Source organism: Chromobacterium phragmitis (genome assembly GCF_003325475.1).
Classification (GTDB): domain Bacteria; phylum Pseudomonadota; class Gammaproteobacteria; order Burkholderiales; family Chromobacteriaceae; genus Chromobacterium; species Chromobacterium phragmitis.
Genome location: NZ_CP029495.1, coordinates 2,990,312 through 3,010,123 on the forward strand (window position 1 = coordinate 2,990,312; position 19,812 = coordinate 3,010,123).

Below are 19,812 nucleotides of genomic sequence, written 5' to 3' on the forward strand. Positions count from 1 at the left end.
GATGAACTGGCTCCCCGAGCAGGGCTCGAACCTGCGACCTGCGGATTAACAGTCCGTCGCTCTACCGACTGAGCTATCAGGGAATTGAGTGAGGGCGAACTATATACGGAGCCTGCCTCGCGTGTCAATGCCAGAATGGCGAAAAAATGCCAGGTTTTCCGGGTGCCTGCCAATGCGGTGGCTTAGGTGTTTGTTCCGGAATGATATTTCATCGCGCATATCTTGCGCAGCTGGCGATGGGGCTGTTGTTGGCGGTAAGATCGGCCATCGAAATCCAAGCGGGAGAAGACGGACATGGATGCATTTTGGAACGATTGGCTGGTGGGCCATGGTTTGAGGCGAGATGAAAGCGGAGAGGCGTCGCTGGAGGAGCATATGGCTCAGTTGGCCGCTCTGGAAAATGGCTCAACTCTGGCGCCGTTGTATAACTTCGCGGTGATTCGAGTGGAGGGGGAGGATGCCCAAACTTTTCTGCAGGGCCAACTGTCGAATGACATTCGGGACGTAAGCGAGTCTCGCGCGCAATACAGCACTTACTCCACGGCCAAGGGGCGGATGCTGGCCAGTTTTCTGATTTGGGCCCATGGCGGCGCCTACTATTTGATGACGGCGGCGGATATCGCCGAAACCGTCGCCAAAAGACTGGCCATGTTTGTGTTGCGTTCGAAAGTGAAAGTGATGCTGGACGACAGCTGGTCGTTATTGGGCTTGTCAGGTAATTCGGCCAGGGCCGCATTGCAAAAGCATTTTCCCGCAATTGATCAAATCGACAGCCTGCAATGCGCTGGACAATCGCAGGCGGTGCTGATCGCCTTGCCCAATGGCACGTATTTGCTGGCATTGGGAAGCGGTTGCTCCGTGGGAAAGGAGCTTGCGCAGGAGGAGGGGCTGAGTCCGATTCTGCCCGCAGCTTGGGCATTGAAGGACATTCAAGCGGGTATTGCCTGGGTGACGCGGGCGACACAAGAGCAGTTTGTGGCGCAGATGGCGAATATGGAATTGATCGGTGCGGTCAATTTCAAGAAGGGCTGCTATCCCGGTCAGGAAATCGTGGCGCGCAGCCAGTATCTGGGCAAGATGAAGCGTCGAATGTTCAAGGTGGCTTTCGATTCAGCCTTGGCCGTCGGCGCCAAGCTTTATAGTCCGCAATTGCCGGATCAGTCTGTCGGCATGATGGCGGCGGTTTGCCGACTGGGGGAGCGAGAGTTCCTGGGATTGGCGGTTGCGCAATCTCAAACTTGGGATGCTGGCATATTTGCCGATGAAAGTCATACTGTCGCTTTGCGTCGACTTGAATTGCCTTACGCGATCGAATCCGTAACGGAATAATGGGTAATTCGTTTTCTTTTTTATCCTTGACTTGTTCCATTTCAATTGGCTACATTACATCCTGTAAATCGCTAAACCAATAATCAAGGGAACATGTTATGGATCTGTCCAAGCTGGAATTCACCGCGCTGGTCGCACTGAAGGCTGACGTAGAAAACGAAATCAAGCGTCGCGAAGTCGAAGAAAAGTCCAAGGCCAAAAAGCAGATCATCGAGTTGGCCCGCGCCTATGGTTTGAGCGTGGAAGACGTGCTGAGCAAGGCTGTGGCGGTTCGCAAGCCTGTGGAGGCCAAGTATCGCCATCCGAACGACAACAGCCTGACCTGGACCGGTCGCGGTCGCAAACCGGCTTGGGTTCAGTCCTGGATCGACAGCGGCAAGAAACTGGAAGCCCTGGCCATCTGAGTCTGGATTCAAATAAAAAAAGCGCCTTCAGGCGCTTTTTTTTTGCTTGATCTTTTCTTCGCAAGCGGTGGAGGATGCCGCTTGCTATAAATAATGATGGCAAGCCTGCGCTGGCGGCGCTCCGCCCGGCTCGGGTGTCGAACGAAACTGGACAAAAGCATGCTGGATTTCTTTGCAAGGGGCTCCAAAGGCAAGCAGGATCCCTTGGCCAATGCTGCCGCGGCCAAGGCTTACGCGGAAAAGCTGAAGCAGGAGTTTGGCGCCGGCGCGCATGACAAGGTGGCCGAACTGCTGGCCGGGCTGAATACGCCTTCGCTGGAATTGTCTTCGGACCAATTAGAGGCGGCGCTGGCGTTGAATCTGGAAACCCAGCCGCTGCACGATGCGCTGTGCGTGCAATATTTGATGAACGCGCGCATGCCCAAGGTTCTGGAGACGCAGTTGCGGGGGCAGATACTGAATTATGGCAAGCAATTTACCGATTTCTATCAATATGCATTGCCAATATCTCCTGATCATCCCAATGGCGTTAAGGTGCAGTCCCATTTGCCACTGGTTATGGCGCGTATGTTCCATTACTTGACTGAATATGCCAGATGGCAATACATAAGAAATTATCAACCCGACGATGTATTTTGGCTGAACGTGAACCAGCTGTATCGACTTGCGGAACAGAGGGGGCTGGATACGCGGCCGATTTTCCTGTTTGGGGAAAAGGGCGCGGCGACCACGGTGCAGGATCAATATCTGGGTTTGCAGATGTTATCCGTTTTGAGCAATGGCAACCTCAGCGCCAAGCAGGTGAATTTCGCCTATGAACTGTTGATGTTGCTCAGCAACCGAATGAACCTGAGCAAGGCCTATTTCGCCAATGCGAGTTTTCATGTTTCCCTGGCGGATTCCAAGCCGGCGGCGCGGACCAAGGATGCTGTCGCGAGCGAGTGGGCCCGTTACTGGAACACCGCGGAGATGGTCGAGATTCTGCACGGCTGGGCGGTAGTGATGGAGTCGGGGCGGATTCCAGCCGAGTTGAAGCGCCTGATCGAGCCTGGCATCGACGCCTCGTTGCTGCGGGCGTTGACGCGGGAGTGGGCCTCCAGGCCCTTGGTGTTCGAGCGGGCGGAGCGCGTGTCGGTCAGCAACAAGCAGGTCGAGGTCGCGCATCGGCTGCATTTGCTGCACAAGTTGATCCGCAAGCCTGACGAAGAGCAGATGCAGAGCCAGCGCGGAGTCGAGGGCGACAGTTACGAAGACGCCGCCAATATCCGAATATATGGCTTCGTCACCAGCCGCAAGCGGGATAAGTCATCGTCTCCGCTGCCGGCCACCAGTTCTCTGTCTATGGCGGGTGAGACGGCAGAGGCGCCTCCGCCGCAGGAATTCCAGAAATGGTCGCTGGAAAACGTCAGCCAGACGGGGCTGGGCGTGTCACTGGACGTGATGGGCAATGAGTGGGTGGGCTTGGGCGGTCTGGTAGGCTTTCGCGAGCCCGAGCAGGAGGGATGGAGCCTGGGCATTATCCGCCGGGTTAAACGCACCAGCAGGGAGCGTATTTATCTGGGCGTGGAGACGCTGAGCGCGCGGCCGCTGGCAGCTTCGCTGCGGCCGACGGACGCGCGGTTGATCGATCCCACATTGCCGCCAGACCAGGTCTGGCTGGCCGGCCACATCAGCGTGTTTTTGCCGTACAGGCGCGCCGGCAAGCTGGTCAACGCGTTGATTCTGCCTTTGTCGCTATACATGCTGGGCAAGCAGTTCTACATGACGGTTCGCGGCAAGCATTTCCAGATCGCGCTGGGCAAGGTGTTGGAAAAGGGCAGCGACTGGTGCATGGCTGAGGTGGAGCTGGTGAAGACATTGGATAAGCTTCCCGTGGCGATGTGAGGCGCCATGGTCAAGAAAAAAGCCGGCGGTTGCCGGCTTTTTTGCTGGGGAGGCGATTATTCTGCGCGCGCCAAATCGTTGAGCACCGCATAGATAGGCGACAGCGCGGCTTCGCCCAGGCGCAGGCTGCGCTGGCCGTTCCAGCCGAAATCGTCGTCCGGCAGGTTGTGGTTGTCCTTGAACGGCATTTCCAGCGTGAAGGCGAGGCAACCGAACTGCTCGCAAACCCAGTTGGTGGCGATGCCCATATTGGCCTTGCCCGCCTCGTTGCGCGGGTAGCCGTGCTCAGTCTGGAAATCCGGGCTGGCGAGCAGGAAGTGGTGGCGGAAGCTGTCGGCCAGCGACTCCAGCTTCTCATTCCAGGAAGGCACGCCTTCAGTGCCGGCCAGGAAGACGTAGGGGATGTTCTCGTCGCCGTGGATGTCCAGAAACAGATCCACTCCGGTTTCCAGCATCTTCTGGCGCACCCCCAGCACTTCCGGGCTGGTTTCCGCGCTGGGATTGGCCCATTCGCGGTTCAGGTTGGCGCCGGCGGCGTTGGTGCGCAAATTGCCCAGCACCGAGCCGTCCGGGTTCATGTTCGGCACCACGTAGAAGGTGGCGCGGTCCAGCAACGCGCGGCTGGTCGGGTCCTGGGGGTCGAGCAGGCGGTTTAGGAAGCCCTCGACGAACCATTCGGCCATCGTTTCGCCCGGATGCTGGCGCGCGGTGATCCAGATCTTCAGATCCGACTCCACCTCATGGCCTATGGTCAGCAGGTTCATGTCGCGGCCTTGCACGGTGGAGCCCAGGTCGGACACCTGGCACAGGCCCGAGCCTTGCGCCTGGCCGATCAGGTTCAGGTGCTGATCGTAGGTATAGGGCTCGAAGTAGGCGTAGTAGATGCTGCCGGACAGCGGCACGTGCTCTATGGTCATCACGCCGTCTTCGTAATGCGTCGGCACCCGGAACCAGTTTACGCGGTCGTAGGAGGCCATCGCCTGATAATCCACCCAGCCTTGCGGGTATGCGCATTCGGCCGCGTTGAGGAAGCGGAAGGTGCAGTGTTGGTAGGCAGCACCTTGCACGCGGAAGTAGAACCACTGCGCGAATTCGGCGGCGTTGTCGCGGCGGATGCGCAGTTGGATGTCTTCAAGGCTGTCGACGGAGACGATCTCGATACTGCCGGCGTCGAAGTTGCTGCTGATTTTCATGCGTGGGACCTGTGATGCTTGCTCGATCTGGTAAAACCGGATTGTACCGCCGCCGTCGAGGGCGCGCATCCGTTGAATGCGAAAACCCCGCCGGGAGGGCGGGGTTCTGTGCGATTTGGACCCTTACTCAGACGGTGGCGCCGCGTTTGGCGGAGTTTTTCACCGCGTCCGCGGTGGCGCTGGTGGCGGCCTTGACGCTGCTATCGGTGAACTCTGCGACCTGCTGGGCGGCCTTGCTGAAGGTGTTGACGGCGGCGGCGGCGGCGGCGACCGAAGTCTTGACCGCGTTCAGCGTGGCGTCGGAGCCGGCCGGGGCGTTCTTGGCCACGGATTCGATCGAGCTGATCAGCGACTTGTTGAACAGGCCGACGCTTTCTTCCACCAGCTTGCTCAGCTCGCTTTGCGCGCCGGATACCACTTCATACAGATTACGGGAGTGGCTGACCAGCTTGTCCACCGATTGAGTGGCCAGCTTGTTCAGGTGATTCACCGCTTCTTGGGAGTCCTTGAATTCGGCCAGTTGCTTGGCGGCCTTGGTATGGTCTTCCAGGGATTGCTTGGATGCTTCCAGCTGCAGCTTGATCAGGCGCTCGGTGCTGTCCAGCGCGATCTGGGCGAAGCGCAGCGAGGATTCGATGCCGGTCAGGGAAAGCTTGTTCAGCTGTTCGTTGCTGTAGGACATGGTGTAAAACCTCCATTGCGTGGAAAATGGGGTCCGACTGTGTTCCGTTGAGTGGGATTGTGCATTGCACAATGACGCGTAAATGTAGCACACGGCGTTGGAAGGTGGTAGAAGATTTGCTCTAGTTTGTTGTATTTATGTTAGATTGCCAGCGCACAACACCACGAAAATAAACCAGGAGCGTTAAATGAGTGTTGAGAAACGGGTCATCAAGAAGTACCCGAACCGCCGACTGTATGATACCGCCACCAGTTCCTACATCACCTTGGGGGATGTCAAACAGCTGGTTCTGGACAATGTTGACATTCAGGTGCTGGACGCCAAGACCCAGGAAGACATCACCCGCAGCGTGCTGCTGCAGATCATCCTGGAAGAAGAAAACGGCGGCATGCCGATGTTCAGCTACGAGGTGCTGACCCAGTTCATCCGCTATTACGGCCAGGCGATGCAGGGCATGATGGGGCCGTTCCTGGAGAAGAACCTGCAATTGTTCGCGCAGCTGCAGCAGAAGATGCAGGAGCAGACTCGCGCGATGTATGGCGACAACGCGATGTTGAACACCACGATGTGGGGCGAGTTCATGAAGCTGCAGGGACCGGCCATCCAGAACATGATGGCCAACTACATGGAGCAGAGCACCGGCATGTTCCTGGAAATGCAGAACCGCATGCAGGAGCAGACCAAGCAGCTGTTCGGCGGCTTCGGCTTTCCCGGCTATCCAGGGGCGGAGGAAAAGGACAAGCCCTGATCCGCGGCGCGCGAGATCATCAAAGGCCGGGGCGGCAGTCGCCCCGGCCTTGTCTTTGTCAGCAGGGAGCGATATGGCCGCGAGTGACGAGGAGAGGCTGCGCCGCGCGCTGCGGATGCATCTGGCCGGAGAGGCGGACGCGGCGGAGCGGGCCTACCGCGCCTTGCTGGACGATCCGGCGTTGGGCGCGGCGGCGCGGCATTGGCTGGGCTTTCTGCTTTCGCAGCGGGATAGGCTGGACGAAGCGCTGCCGCTGCTTGAGCAGGCGGTGGCCGCCGAAGACGGCCATGCCGAGTGGCATTTCAATCTGGGTTTGGCCTGCGCGAGGCAGGGACAGGCGGAAGCCGCCGCGGCCGCCTTGCGGCGGGCAACCGAGCTAGACCCGTCACGCTATTTCTATTGGACCAATCTGGGCGCGCAGCTGTTGCGCCTGGCGCGCGGCAGCGATGCCGAGCCAGCCTTGCGCCAAGCAGCCCGGCTGGACCCTGATTGCCCGGATGCCTTTTATCTGTTGACGCAGGCGCTGCTCCAGCAGGGCCGCCATGACGAGGCCAGGCGCTGCAATGCGCAGGGCGTGCTGGCGGAGCCGCCCGGCAAGATGCCGCCGATCGCGCAGGCGCAGGCGCTGTGCGAGTTGGGAAGGATGGAGGAGGCCAGAGCGATGGCGGAAGACTGGCTGCGGCGGCAGCCGGATCATCCGGTGGCAAGCCATCTGTTGGCGGCCTTCGGCGGCGCGGAGGCGCCGAAGGCCTGCGCGGAGATGTACGTGGGCAGCGCCTTCGATGCGGCGTCGCGAAGCTTTGATGACGATCTGGCCCGCTTGCGCTATAGCGGCCCGCAGTGGCTGGCCGACTGCCTGCTCCGACAGGCGCCGGCGCCGAAATCGCTGTCCGCGCTGGATCTGGGCTGCGGCACCGGCCTGGCCGGCGAGCGTCTGCTGCCTTATGCCCTTCGGCTGGATGGCGTGGACCTGAGCGCTGGCATGCTGGCGCAGGCGCAGGCCAAGGGGATATACGACAGCTTGGCGCAGGCAGAGCTGCGCGCCTTTCTGCGGTCGGCGAAGATGAGCTGGCAATTGATCGCCTGCCTGGATACCTTGCCTTACCTGGGCGACCTGGACAATGTCTTCGATTGGCTGGCGCGGCGGACGGAAGCGGGCGGCCTGCTGTTGTTTTGCGTGGAAAGCCTGATTGACGGGGGTGTCGATTATGCCTTGCACCACAGTGGTCGCTACCGGCATGCGCCAAGCTATCTGGACCGTCTGCTGAGCGAGGGGTGGCGCGTGCTGGAGCGGACTGCCATGCCGGTGCGCGATGAGGCGGGCTGCCCGGTAGCGGGGGAGTTTATCTGCGCGCGCAGGCTTGGCAAGGCGAATTTTGATCAATTTTAAATCAAATAAAAATCAATAAGCCTTTTATTTGTAATTAATACGCATTGATCAAATGCTCTAATTTGGATATTCATATGGCTATCGCCACGCGCTAGCGGTTGGCATCGCAGGCGCGTGTTTCTCGTCAATCTCGCTAAGGATGACCGCGATGATAGCCAAAGCCACGCTTCTCTTGCCGTTGCTGCTTTCCTTGTCCCCGCTGGCGCATGCGTTCGGCAAAACGCCCGGCACCTACACCCATTACCGCTTTCCCGCCGTCGCTTCCGCCGGCATGGACGCCGTCGATTTCACCATCACCGTGAACCGCGATCCGGGATACGCCGCCAATGTCTACTGGGCCAATCAGTTCGACCTGGTGGGCACCTCCGGCGCCTATACCGGCATGCAGAGCAATGGCGGCGGCAAGCGCACCTTCCTGTTTTCCGCCTGGGACACCACCGATGCCAAGGCAGGCAGCCCCGGCAGCTACTGCACCACCTTCTCAGGCGAAGGCACCGGCCGCAGCTGCCGCATCCATGTGGATTGGACGCAGGGCCACAGCTACCGCTTCCATGTCGCCTACGAGGCCGGCGGCTGGCTGGGCGTGACCGTCACCGATCAGACCAGCGGCAGTTCGTTCAAGCTGGGCAGCATCAAGACCGCGGCCAGCAAGATTTCGCCGCACAATATGGTCAACTGGGCCGAATACTTCGAATGGAACAGCGAGCGCGCCACGTGCCTGGGCCAGCCGTACAGCAAGGCCACTTTCAGCGCGCCGTCGGGCTGGGTGGCGGGAAGGCTGGCTCCGGCCAGCATCAGCGGCACCTCGGTCAGCAATGCCTGCCCGGCTTTTTCCAAGGTCACTGCCTATAGCCAGAGCAGCGAGCAGGAGAACGGCATCGGCAACAGCACCCGCGGGCTCATCGCCAATGGCGGCCAGTGTCTGGATGCCAGCGGCGGCGCGCGGGACGGCGCGGCGGCGATCACCTACGGCTGCCACGGCGGCGGCAACCAGGCCTGGGTGCACGCGGCTGACGGCTCGCTGCAGCTCAAGGACAATTATTGCCTGGAGGAAAACGGCAGCGGCGTGGACATCCGCAGTTGCAGCGGCAAGTCGGCCTGGAAGCGCAGCGGCAGCCAGATACGCAGCGCGAGCAGCAATCTTTGCCTGAGCGCCAACCGTTCCGGCCAGCCGGTCAGCTTGCTGCAGTGCAGCGGCGCGGCGAATCAGAACTGGAGCCTGCCGACGCCTTGACCGCGCCCAGAGCGAATCCGGCCGTGGCTGGCCGGATTCATTCGACCCGCTAACAGAAAAACGGACCCAGCGTCGCGCCTCCTTGTCGTACTCCTTGCGCTGCCTGCATCGGCGCGCCTTGGCTCAGGTGCTTTGCGAGGGTTTTGTTAGCGGCTCTTGGCCCCGCGCGGACCCGTTCAGGAATTCAGGCTGGAACAAGCACATCCGCAGCGCGCTGCGGTAACGGCCGTTGACGAAGAATTCGTCTATCAGCTCGCCCTCCGGGCGGAAACCCAGCTTCTGATAAACGTGTATCGCCTTGGCGTTCTCCTTGTCGACGATCAGGTACAGCTTGTACAGGTTGAGCACGGCGAAGGCGTAGCGCATCGCCAGTCGGGTCGCCTGGCTGGCGTAGCCGCGACCTTGGCATTCCGGGTGGATGATGATCTGGAATTCGGCGCGGCGGTGGATGTAATCAATCTCCACCAGTTCGACCAGCCCGGCCTTGCGCGCGCCGTCTTCGATCACGAAGCGGCGCTCGTTCTGATCGTGGATGTGCTTGTCGTACAGGTCTACCAGCTCGACAAAGGCCTCGTACGGTTCCTCGAACCAGTAGCGCATGATGTTGGCGTTGTTGTTCATCTCGTGGACGAAGGCCAGATCGTCCCGCTCCAGCGGTCGGAGCTTGAGAGTGGCGGCTTGAGTCGACATGAGTGTTTCCTGTGATGAGTGTGAAGGCGGCATGCGAAGACCGGGTCTGACAGCCGCGCCGCGCGCGAGTTCTGGCATGGCGGGTTCGCGGCCGGTTGGGTTGAAGGTTTGACAAGTTTATGTTTCTTAATATAAGTTTCGTATTTGGCAATTCACTAATATATAGGCACGCCATGACCGCCCTTTACGCCTCGGATCAGAGAGTGACCCGAGCGCGCTCCGCGCAATCGCTAGCGATGAAGCATTGTTCGGAGCCTGATACGGAAGCTTGAGCTTCCGCTCTCATTCATCGCCACGCAGACAGCCGGCTTCCCGCGAAGGGAGGCTGCGCCGCGGCGTGGCGATCAATATGCCAGGGCCGCGGATGATGACTCATCCGCGGCCCTGATCGTTTTCGCCGTCTTCGCTGAAGATGGCGTCTCTCCAAGCGAGCCGGGTCAAACCGGCTCGCTTTTTTCATTTCCGATTCGAAAAAGGCAAAGCTTGAGAAGGCCATGCTGGGCCGCGCGTTTGTATGGCGGCTCGAATCGGCGCTAACTTGAATTGAGTTTCAGAAAGGATGCATCCATGTCCCAGAACATTTACGACGATCCGGGATTTTTCGATGGCTACGCGCAACTGTCGCGCTCCCAGTTCGGGCTGGACGGCGCGCCGGAGTGGCCGGCGCTGCGCGCCATGCTGCCGGAGCTGAGCGGCAAACGCGTGGCCGACCTGGGCTGCGGCTACGGCTGGTTCTGCCGTTACGCCCGCGAAGCCGGCGCCGGCGAGGTGCTGGGGATCGAACTGTCGGAGAAGATGCTGGCCCGCGCCCGCGAGCTGACCTCGGACGACAGGATTATTTACCGCCAGGGCGATCTGGAGCGGTTGGACTTGCCGGCGCAAAGTTTGGATCTGATTTACAGCTCGCTGACCTTGCACTACCTGCCGGACCTCGCTCCGCTGTTCTCCGCCGCGCATCGCGCCCTGAAGCCAGGTGGCTGGCTGGTGTTTTCGATGGAGCATCCCATCCACACCTGCCCAAGCGTTCAACAATGGGTGAGCGACAGCGAGGGGCGCCGTTCCTGGGCGGTCAACGGCTACCAGGCGGAGGGCCGGCGCGTCAGCAACTGGCTGGCGGACGGCGTGGTCAAATACCACCGCACGCTGGGCGCCACGCTCAATGCCTTGATGGCTGCCGGCTTTGCGTTGCGGCATGTCGACGAATGGGGGCCGAGCGCCGAACAGATCGCCGCGCAGCCGGCATTGGCGGAGGAAGCCGAGCGTCCGATGCTGGTGCTGGTTTCTGCGCAAAAATAAGCGGGAGGACGTGGCGGCGGGATCCGCCACGTCTTTTTCTACACCGCTTTTGCTCGCGCGGGCCGCAGGGTTAAGCCAGATGAGTATCGCGAGGCAAACCGTTGTATAATCGCGCGATTTTGTTTTCACGCCTAAGATTTCGACCATGAACAAGACCCCTCGCGTAGGGTTCGTTTCGCTGGGCTGCCCCAAGGCCGCCAGCGATTCCGAGCAGATCCTGACCCGCCTTCGCGCCGAAGGCTATGAAATCGCGCCGTCCTACGACGGGGCGGATTTGGTGGTGGTGAACACCTGCGGCTTCATCGATTCCGCTGTCGAGGAGTCGCTGGACGCCATCGGCGAAGCGCTGAACGAAAACGGCAAAGTGATCGTCACCGGCTGTCTGGGGGCCAAGGGCGATGTGGTGCGCGATGTGCATCCGTCGGTCTTGGCCGTGACCGGCCCGCACGCCACGGAAGAAGTGATGACAGCGGTGCATACCCACCTGCCCAAGCCGCATGACCCCTTCGTCGACCTGGTGCCGGACATCGGCGTGCGTCTGACGCCCAAGCACTACGCTTATCTGAAGATTTCCGAGGGCTGCAACCACCGCTGCACCTTCTGCATCATCCCGTCCATGCGCGGCGATCTCGAAAGCCGCCCCATCCACGACGTGCTGCGCGAGGCCGAGAGCCTGGCCAAGGCCGGCGTCAAGGAAATCCTGGTGATCTCGCAAGACACCTCGGCCTACGGCGTGGACACCAAGTACAAAATGGGCTTCCACAACGGCCGCCCGGTGAAGACCCGCATGACCGAGCTGTGCGAGGAGCTGGGCCGCCACGGCATCTGGGTGCGCCTGCATTACGTCTACCCGTACCCGCACGTGGATGAAGTCATTCCGCTGATGCGCGACGGCAAGATCCTGCCCTACCTGGACATCCCGTTCCAGCACGCCAGCCAGAAGGTGCTGAAGCTGATGAAGCGCCCGGCCAATAGCGACAACGTGCTGGCGCGCATCAAGAAGTGGCGCGAAATCTGTCCGGCGCTGGTGATCCGCTCCACCTTCATCGTCGGCTTCCCCGGCGAAACCGAGGAGGACTTCGAAGAGTTGCTGGCCTTCATCCGCGAGGCCGAGCTGGACCGCGTCGGCTGCTTCACTTACTCCCCGGTGGAAGGCGCCACGGCCAACGAGCTTCCCAATCCGGTGCCGGAAGAGGTGAAGGAAGCCCGCAAGGAGCGCTTCATGGCCGTGCAGGCCGAAATCAGCGCGCGCCGGCTGGAGCGCCGGGTCGGCCAGACCCTGCAAGTGCTGGTGGACGAGATCGACGACGAAGGCACGGCCGTGTGCCGCAGTTATGCCGACGCGCCGGAAATCGACGGCCTGGTGTTCGTCGAGGACGCCGCCGGCATGCAGCCGGGCGAGTTCTACCAAGTGGAGATCGTCGACTGCAGCGAGCACGACCTGTGGGGCGAACGCCGCTGACGCGCGGCCGCGGAGCCTGAAAACGGCGCGGGGTTTCGACCCGGCGCCGTTTTTGTTTCCAAGCCGGCATATTTTTGATATTCCGTCCCTTGTGACAAGAGGGTTAACGGTATAATGGCCGTCAGCTTATGACGAGGCCATGTTTGTCAATGTCCTATCCGATCCAGACCCTGGCGGACATCGCATCCTGCGATCTGCTGTGCTGCCCGCCGTCCCTGCCCATACGCGAAGCCGCCAGCCGGATGATGGCGGCCGCCTGCAGCTCCATCGTGGTGAGGGACGAACTGGGGCATGTGCTGGGTTTGTGGACCGAAAGCGATGCGCTGAAGGCCTCGCTGGGCCGGCGCGATCCTGAGCTGCCGGTAGGTCAGGCGATCAGCGCCCAGTTGGCCAGCCTGCCGCACGACATGACCCTGCCGGACGCGGTGGAGGCTTTCCGCAACCGCCAGTTGCGCCACGCGCTGGTGTGGAAACATGGCCAGCCGCTGGGCATCGTCACGCTGACCGACATCGTCCGCAACCAGGGACTGGAATCCTTTCTGATCGTCAAGCGCATTCGCGATTTGCCGGGGCCGCCCGCGCTGGCCCTGCCGGAGTCGGCCGATCCGCGGGAGGCGATGGCGCAGATGCGCGAGCGCGGCTTGTCGGCGCTGGCGGTGGCGCTGGATGAAGGCGGGCATGGCATCGTCACCCAGCGTGACGTGTTGCGCTGGCTGGCGGCGGACCAACTGCCGGCCACGCTGGGCGAAGGCTGCCGCCGGCCCTTGATCGGCGTGCCTGAATTCTCCAGCCTGTTGCAGGCGCGCCGCCTGCTGCAACAGCACAATATCCGTCATCTGGCGGTGTTCGGCGACGATGGCGGCTTGCTCAGGCTGCTGGGCTTCGACGACATCGTGCAGGGCATCGAGCACGAATACCTGCATGAGTTGAACGAGGCGCTGCGCCTGCGCGACCAGGCGCTGCAGCAGTCCCGGCACAGCCTGCTGCTGGCGGACAAGGTATTCGAGTCTACGATGGAAGGCATCATCATCACCGACCGCGACGGCGTGATCCAGTCGGTGAATCCGGCCTTCGCCCGCATCACCGGCTACAGCCGGGAGGAAGCGCTGGGCAAGACGCCGGCGTTGCTGAAATCCGGCAAGCAGCAACCCGAGTTCTACCAGCAGCTGTGGCGCAGCCTGCTGCGCGACGGCCGTTGGCAGGGGGAGGTGGTGAACCGCCGCAAGGGCGGCTTGCTGTACACCGAGCACTTGAGCATCACCGCGATACGGGACGCGGCGGGCGATTGCCTGCATTACGTGGCGGTGTTCTCCGACATCACCCAGCGCAAGCAGGCCGAGGAAAGGCTGCATTTTCTGGCCAACCACGACGCGCTGACCAGCCTGCCCAACCGCACGCTGTTTCTGGAGAAGCTGCAAGGCGCGGCGGAGCGGGCGGAGCGGGGCGGCCAGCGGCTGGCGCTGCTGTTCATCGATCTGGACCGCTTCAAGCTGGTCAACGACACGCTGGGCCATTACGCCGGCGACCAGCTGTTGATCCACATCGCGCGCCAGTTGCAGTCCTGCCTGTTGCCGGGCGAAACGGTGGCGCGGCTGGGGGGCGACGAATTCACGCTGCTGCTGGAGGATGTGGGCGGCGAGGCCCAGGTGGCGGCGCGGGCGCAGGCGATGCTGGATGCGGTGACCGAGCTGTCCGGCGCGGCCGGCCAGCAGATGTTCATCTCCGCCAGCATAGGCATCAGCATGTTCCCGCTGGACGGCCGCGACGCCGATACCTTGCTGGTGCATGCCGACACCGCGATGTACCGCGCCAAGGAAGGCGGCAAGAACGGCTTCCAGTTCTATACCCCGGACATGAACGCGCGCGCGCTGGAGCGGCTGCGGCTGGAGTACAGCCTGCACCGCGCGCTGGCCCAGCAGGAACTGGAGTTGTGGTATCAGCCCAAGGTGGCGCTGGACAGCGGGGCGCTGATCGGCGCGGAGGCGCTGCTGCGCTGGCGGCATCCGGAAATGGGCCTGGTGCCGCCGGACCGCTTCATCCCCATTGCGGAGGAGAGCGCGCTGATTGCCCAGATCGGCGCCTGGGTGCTGGAAACCGCCTGCGCCGACGCCCGCCGCTGGCGCGACGCCGGGCTGGCGCCGGGCCGGCTGGCGGTGAACGTGTCCGGCCGCCAGCTCAAGCATGGCGATTTCGTCGCCGAGCTGGAGCACGCGCTGGCGCGGCACGGCCTGGATAGCGGCGCGCTGGAGCTGGAAATCACCGAGAGCGTGGTGATGGACGATGCCGGCGGCATGGTGGACACGCTGTTCCGCTTGCAGAAGCTGGGCGTGTATCTGTCCATCGACGATTTCGGCACCGGCTATTCATCATTGTCGTATTTGAAGCGCCTGCCGGTGCGCGGGTTGAAGATAGACCGCTCCTTCATAGACGATCTGCACGCCGGCGGCGACGACGCCGCCATCGCCCGCGCCATCATCTCCATCGCCCGCAGCCTGGGTCTGGATGTGGTGGCGGAGGGGGTGGAGCAAGAGGCGCAGCGCCGCTTTCTGCTGGAGCAGGGCTGCGACTGCGCCCAGGGCTATCTGTTCAGCAAGCCGCTGCCGGCGGGCCAGTTCGAGGCGCTGCTGGTTGAGCGGGCGGTGCCGCGGCAGGAAGGCTGAGCGGTGTTTTCACGCCAGCTGCGCGCCGGCCGCGATCGGCACGAGAACCTGATTGGGGGCGATGCCGTTCCAGCTGATCGTCACATTGATGGGGAAGCCGCCGGCATTGGCCAGCGCGCCGGTTTTCCGTGTATTGGTGATGGTGCCATGCGGCCAGCCATGCTGGGCGGCCTTGATGAACAAGTGCTCTAAGTCGTAGTCCTGGCCATCCAGGCTGATCGTCAGGTTGGCGTCGGCATAGCCGGCGGGATTTTGCCAGCCTGCCGCGCCGTTGTTCCGGTAGCGCATAGTGCCCAGAAAGGCATAGACGCCGTTCAGCACTTGCGGCGCAAAGCCTAGTTCGAAGCATGAGCCCTGCCGGATGCCGAAGCGGTTGCGGAAGTTGTCGGTTACGCCCATGTAGCGATTTTCCTGGCGATTATTCTGGTTGAGTATGAGGTAGAGTCCGGCCTGCGCGACGATGGCGGCGGGCAACGCGGTGGGAACGCCGGCCCGATTGGGCAACATCTGGTTAAGACCCGCTAACAAAACCTGTCGACAAATCGCAGACATATCAATGAGAAAGCCAGCTTGAGCAAGGCGTAATGCGTATCCAGCCGCCGTTCGAAGCGGATGCGCAACTTGCCGAAGCCAGCTAGCCAAGAATGGGTACGTTCTACCACCCAGCGGTGGCGACCTAGTCTCTCGCTGCTTTCCACCCCGCGCCGAGCAATTCGCACCAAGATTCCGCGTCGGCTCAGGTGTGCACGACAACGGCGGTAGTCATAGCCTTTGTCAGCATGCAGCTTGTAAGGCTTTTGTCTGGGCCGTCCTGGCAAGCCAGGAACGGCAGGAATCGCATCGACCAAAGTTTCGAAGACCATGGAGTCGTGCCGATTGGCGCCGGTAATGCTCAGCGCCAATGGCAAACCTCGGCGATCTACGATGATGTGCCGTTTGCTGCCGCATTTACCTCGATCGGTGGGGTTGGGGCCGGTCTCTTGGCCCCCCGGGGGCTGGCAACGCTAGCCCCATCAATGCTGGCCCGGCTCCAATCAATTTGATCGTGTTGGCGCAGTTGTATCAGCAGAGCCAGGTGTAGGCGGTCCCAAATGCCTTGCGCTTGCCAATCCCGCAGCCTTCGCCAGCAGGTCATCCCGCTGCCAAAACCGAGTTCCTGCGGGAGGTCCTCCCAAGGAATGCCGGTAGTGAGAACAAACAAGATGCCGTTGAGGGCAGCAAAATCATCCAGCCGCGGCCTCCCACCCCGGCGGGAACGCGGCGGCGGAGAGAGTAGCGGCTGCAATGACTTCCAGAGCTTCTGGCTGATGACTTTTCGTTGCATCTTCGCCAGGTGAGGGCATACGCATCTGGCATCAAGAGGTTTTGTTAGCGGCTCTAAGAGGGATGGGGGCGCCAAGCAGGTATTGAACTTCGGCCATGTCGGTTCTCCTGAGGATGGTTGCGCAAGCTAGATGCGCCCGGGGTGTCCGGAGGTGCCGCCGCCGGCTGGGCGGGCTGTGAGATAGGAACGGCTTTATCTGTAACGAGACGGCGCAGGCGTCGTGAATGGCGGGAGTGCTTAGGCAGGGGCTGGAGTGAGGGCGTGAAAAACGCCGGCGTGGCGGCCGGCGTCGATTGCAGTTTGCTGGCGAGACCGCCAGGGGCTCAGCCGCCGATCTTGTCCTTGCCCATGAACGGGCGCAGCACGGTCGGGATGGTCACGCTGCCGTCGGCGTTCTGATAGTTTTCCAGCACCGCCACCAGGGTGCGGCCCACTGCCAGGCCGGAGCCGTTCAGGGTGTGCACCAGCTGGTTCTTGCCGCTTTCGTCCTTGTAGCGCGCCTTCATGCGGCGGGCCTGGAAGGCTTCGCAGTTGGAGCAGCTGGAGATTTCGCGGTAGGTGTTCTGCGCCGGCAGCCACACTTCCAGGTCATAGGTCTTGGACGAGCCGAAACCCATGTCGCCGGTGCACAGCGTGATCACGCGATAGGGCAGCTCCAGCGCCTTCAGGATGTTTTCGGCGTGGCCTACCATTTCTTCCAGCGCGGCGTAGGAGTTTTCCGGTTTTTCCACGCGCACCATTTCCACCTTGTCGAACTGGTGCTGGCGGATGAAGCCGCGGGTGTCGCGGCCGTAGCTGCCCGCTTCGGAGCGGAAGCACGGCGAGTGCGCGGTCATCTTCTTCGGCAGCTCGCTCTCTTGCAGGATGGTGTCGGCGACGGTATTGGTCAGCGAGATTTCCGAGGTGGAAATCAGGTATTGCGGCGCAGCCGACTCATCGCCGCCGCGGGTCACCTTGAACATGTCCTCGGCGAACTTGGGCAACTGGCTGGTGCCGTACAGCGCGGTGTCGTTGACGATGTACGGGGTGTAGTGCTCTTCGTAGCCGTGGCTGCCGGTGTGGGTGTTCAGCATGAACTGGGCGATGGCGCGGTGCAGGCGGGCGATGTCGCCCTTCAGCACGGTGAAGCGCGCGCCGGACAGCTTGGCGCCGGTTTCGGCATCCAGGCCCAGCGGGGTGCCCACGTCCACGTGGTCTTTCACTTCGAAGTCGAACTGGCGCGGCACGCCCACGCGGCGCACTTCCACGTTGTCGGTTTCGTCCTTGCCCACTGGCACCGATTCGTGCGGCAGGTTGGGGATGGACATCAACCAGGCGTCCAGCTTACCCTGCACGCCGTCGAAGGCTTGCTCGGCGGCTTTCAGCTCGTCACCCAGGGTGGCTACTTCGGCCATGATGGCGGAGACGTCTTCACCCTTGCTCTTGGCGATGCCGATCTGCTTGGACGTGGCGTTGCGCTTGGCTTGCAGTTCCTGCATCCGGGATTGCAGGGATTTGCGCTCGGATTCCAGCTGATTGAAAGCGGCGGTGTCCAGGGTGTAGCCGCGGTCCGCCAGACGGGCGGCGACGGCTTCGATGTCATTGCGAAGTAGATTGATGTCGAGCATGGTTATTCCTGTTTTTCACTATCGGGATTTTGCTGGGCGTCGGCATCCAGCTGACGCAAAAAGGCCAGTTTGTCCTGAATCTTGCTTTCCAGCCCGCGCGGCACCGGACGGTACCATTCGATGTCTTCCAGTCCATCCGGGAGGTAGGTTTCCCCCGCGGCGTAGGCGTGGGGCTCATCGTGCGCGTAGCGGTAGGCGTGGCCGTAACCCAGTTCCTTCATCAGGCGGGTCGGCGCGTTTCTCAAGTGTACCGGCACCGGACGCGATTTGTCCTGTTTCACGAAGGCGCGGGCCTCATTATACGCCATGTATCCGGCATTGCTCTTGGCCGCCACCGCCAAATAAATCACCGCTTGTCCCAGCGCAAGTTCGCCTTCCGGACTGCCCAGTCGCTCGTAAGTGGCGGCGGCGTCGTTGGCGATCTGCATCGCGCGCGGATCGGCCAGGCCGATGTCTTCCCAGGCCATGCGCACGATGCGCCGAGCCAAGTAGCGCGCGTCGGCGCCGCCGTCCAGCATCCGGCACAGCCAGTACAGCGCCGCGTCCGGATTGGAGCCGCGCACCGACTTGTGCAGCGCCGAGATTTGGTCGTAAAAGGCGTCGCCGCCCTTGTCGAACCGCCGCGCGTTCAGCGTCAGCACCTCTTCCAGGAAGGCCGGGTCGATCTCCGCCGCGCCGCGCGTCTGCGCCGCGGTGCGGATTTGTTCCAGCAAATTCAGGAAGCGGCGGGCGTCGCCGTCGGCGTAGCCGGTCAGCGTGGAGATGGCCGCGTCGTCGAAATTCAGCCCGTCCAGCGCGCCTTCCGCTTGCGCGCGTTCGAACAGCTGCTTCAGCTCATCCTCGCTCAGGCTGTTCAGCACGTAGACCTGGGCGCGCGACAGCAGCGCGGAATTGACCTCGAACGACGGATTTTCAGTGGTGGCGCCGATGAAGGTGAGCAGGCCGGATTCGACAAAAGGCAGGAAGGCGTCCTGCTGGCTCTTGTTGAAGCGGTGGACCTCGTCGACGAACAGGATGGTGCGCCGGCCGGAGCGCTGCAGCGCGGCGTTGGCGCGCTCAACTGCCTCGCGGATGTCCTTGATGCCGGCGAACACAGCCGAGATCGGGATGAACTCAGCGTCGAAGCTGGCCGCCAGGATGCGCGCCAGCGTGGTCTTGCCCACGCCGGGCGGGCCCCACAATATCATCGAGTGCGGCTTGCCGGACGCCACCGCCAGGCTCAGCGGCTTGCCCGGGCCGATCAGATGCTGCTGGCCGATCACTTGTTCTAGCGACTGCGGTCGCAGTGCTTCGGCCAGCGGTTTTTGCGGCTCGACGGAAAAAAGATCGGACATGGCGCGATTTGGGCGGGATGGAGCAAAGAAGCAGTATACCAGTTGGAGGCAAGCATGAAAAAAGCGCCAGCCATGCGCTTTTTTCTTGCATGTCCATGGAATAAAGGTAGGCTGTGGCATCTGGCCCTGTTGAGACAGCCCGGCGCTCAGGCACCGGGGCGAGCGGCATCTGACCCTTGTGCAAAGGACGATTTTCCAAGGCCAGGGGCTGGCTTGCCGTGCTGATTGGAACGGCGTTTTATGGCTGGAAAAATCGGTAGAATTTCAGGGTGGTTTTTTATCTTTAAAAATCAGAAGCTTGAAAATGGTGTGTTCCCCACGCACGTGGGGATGAACCGATCCACCCACAAATGACGCACGCAGGCGCTCAGTGTTCCCCACGCACGTGGGGATGAACCGTAGGCTTTGCTGGATGAATTGCTGTGCCGCCAGTGTTCCCCACGCACGTGGGGATGAACCGTGCTGGACCGTGGGGTCAACCGGCTGCGGCTGGTGTTCCCCACGCACGTGGGGATGAACCGCTCCTCGGCGACCTGCAAAAGCACGCGGCCCTGTGTTCCCCACGCACGTGGGGA

16 protein-coding genes, 1 tRNA gene and 1 CRISPR repeat array (1 of these 18 running past the window's edge) are annotated in these 19,812 nt (G+C 61.8%); of the genes, 9 read left to right on the top strand and 8 right to left on the bottom strand.

From position 1 onward, the window contains the following. Positions 1-7 precede the first annotated feature (7 nt). A tRNA-Asn gene (locus DK842_RS14375) sits at positions 8-83 on the bottom strand. A gap of 211 nt (positions 84-294) precedes the next feature. On the opposite strand from DK842_RS14375, the gene ygfZ reads away from it, so the two are divergent. From ygfZ to DK842_RS14390, 3 genes are all read left to right on the top strand, one after another. Beyond that, entirely contained in the window at positions 295-1,329 is a 1,035-nt protein-coding gene (gene ygfZ / locus DK842_RS14380) for a CAF17-like 4Fe-4S cluster assembly/insertion protein YgfZ (protein WP_114062051.1), read from the top strand. A 98-nt stretch (positions 1,330-1,427) separates the two neighbouring features. Further along, positions 1,428-1,733, top strand: a complete 306-nt coding sequence (locus DK842_RS14385; protein ID WP_114062052.1) for an H-NS histone family protein — start codon at positions 1,428-1,430, stop codon at positions 1,731-1,733. 279 nt (positions 1,734-2,012) lie between these two features. Further along, on the top strand, positions 2,013-3,617 hold the full coding sequence (locus tag DK842_RS14390; protein WP_232538489.1) for a hypothetical protein: 1,605 nt from the start codon (positions 2,013-2,015) through the stop codon (positions 3,615-3,617). Positions 3,618-3,673: 56 nt separating this feature from the next. On the opposite strand, the gene DK842_RS14395 is transcribed toward DK842_RS14390, so the two are convergent. Beyond that, positions 3,674-4,810 carry a M14 family metallopeptidase gene (locus DK842_RS14395; RefSeq protein ID WP_114062054.1) on the bottom strand — a complete coding sequence of 379 codons (1,137 nt, stop codon included), beginning with the start codon at positions 4,808-4,810 and terminating at the stop codon, positions 3,674-3,676. A 127-nt stretch (positions 4,811-4,937) separates the two neighbouring features. Continuing rightward, positions 4,938-5,492: a phasin family protein gene (locus DK842_RS14400; RefSeq protein ID WP_114062055.1), complete on the bottom strand. Its 555-nt coding sequence runs from the start codon at positions 5,490-5,492 to the stop codon at positions 4,938-4,940. A gap of 187 nt (positions 5,493-5,679) precedes the next feature. Here DK842_RS14400 and phaR point away from each other — a divergent pair, with 187 nt between their 5' ends. The 3 genes from phaR (at position 5,680) to DK842_RS14415 (ending at position 8,864) form a co-directional block, all read left to right on the top strand. Further along, complete coding sequence (phaR, locus tag DK842_RS14405) at positions 5,680-6,240, top strand: polyhydroxyalkanoate synthesis repressor PhaR (RefSeq protein ID WP_114062056.1); 561 nt, start codon at positions 5,680-5,682, stop codon at positions 6,238-6,240. 73 nt (positions 6,241-6,313) lie between these two features. Further along, complete coding sequence (locus DK842_RS14410) at positions 6,314-7,630, top strand: tetratricopeptide repeat protein (RefSeq protein WP_114062057.1); 1,317 nt, start codon at positions 6,314-6,316, stop codon at positions 7,628-7,630. A 148-nt stretch (positions 7,631-7,778) separates the two neighbouring features. Next, positions 7,779-8,864, top strand: coding sequence for an RICIN domain-containing protein (locus tag DK842_RS14415; protein ID WP_168191918.1), 1,086 nt, complete (start codon positions 7,779-7,781; stop codon positions 8,862-8,864). 123 nt (positions 8,865-8,987) lie between these two features. Here the strand turns inward: DK842_RS14415 and speG are convergent, their stop codons facing one another. Next, entirely contained in the window at positions 8,988-9,554 is a 567-nt protein-coding gene (gene speG / locus DK842_RS14420; RefSeq protein ID WP_114062059.1) for a spermidine N1-acetyltransferase, read from the bottom strand. Positions 9,555-10,121: 567 nt separating this feature from the next. Between speG and DK842_RS14425 the strand changes: the two genes are divergently transcribed. The 3 genes from DK842_RS14425 to DK842_RS14435 all read left to right on the top strand — a co-directional run bounded on the left by DK842_RS14425 (position 10,122) and on the right by DK842_RS14435 (position 14,972). Beyond that, complete coding sequence (locus tag DK842_RS14425) at positions 10,122-10,850, top strand: class I SAM-dependent methyltransferase (RefSeq protein ID WP_114062060.1); 729 nt, start codon at positions 10,122-10,124, stop codon at positions 10,848-10,850. 145 nt (positions 10,851-10,995) lie between these two features. Then, positions 10,996-12,312: a 30S ribosomal protein S12 methylthiotransferase RimO gene (gene rimO / locus DK842_RS14430; protein WP_114062061.1), complete on the top strand. Its 1,317-nt coding sequence runs from the start codon at positions 10,996-10,998 to the stop codon at positions 12,310-12,312. 149 nt (positions 12,313-12,461) lie between these two features. Continuing rightward, entirely contained in the window at positions 12,462-14,972 is a 2,511-nt protein-coding gene (locus DK842_RS14435; protein WP_114062062.1) for an EAL domain-containing protein, read from the top strand. Positions 14,973-14,981: 9 nt separating this feature from the next. Here the strand turns inward: DK842_RS14435 and DK842_RS14440 are convergent, their stop codons facing one another. The 4 genes from DK842_RS14440 to DK842_RS14455 all read right to left on the bottom strand — a co-directional run bounded on the left by DK842_RS14440 (position 14,982) and on the right by DK842_RS14455 (position 19,237). Then, positions 14,982-15,479, bottom strand: a complete 498-nt coding sequence (locus tag DK842_RS14440) for a hypothetical protein (RefSeq protein WP_145964042.1) — start codon at positions 15,477-15,479, stop codon at positions 14,982-14,984. A gap of 14 nt (positions 15,480-15,493) precedes the next feature. Further along, positions 15,494-16,296, bottom strand: a protein-coding gene (locus tag DK842_RS14445; RefSeq protein WP_114060661.1) for an IS5 family transposase whose coding sequence is annotated in 2 segments (ribosomal slippage) — positions 15,494-15,969 and positions 15,969-16,296 — 804 coding nt in all. Because the reading frame shifts where the segments join, the coding sequence is not laid out codon by codon here. 323 nt (positions 16,297-16,619) lie between these two features. Then, entirely contained in the window at positions 16,620-17,903 is a 1,284-nt protein-coding gene (gene serS, locus DK842_RS14450) for a serine--tRNA ligase (protein WP_114062064.1), read from the bottom strand. 2 nt (positions 17,904-17,905) lie between these two features. Further along, the gene (locus DK842_RS14455) at positions 17,906-19,237 is read right to left on the bottom strand and encodes a replication-associated recombination protein A (RefSeq protein ID WP_114062065.1); all 1,332 of its coding nucleotides are present in this window, start codon (positions 19,235-19,237) and stop codon (positions 17,906-17,908) included. 309 nt (positions 19,238-19,546) lie between these two features. Further along, a CRISPR array of direct repeats spans positions 19,547-19,812; the repeat unit is 29 nt; unit sequence GTGTTCCCCACGCACGTGGGGATGAACCG (it continues 3,915 nt past the right edge of the window).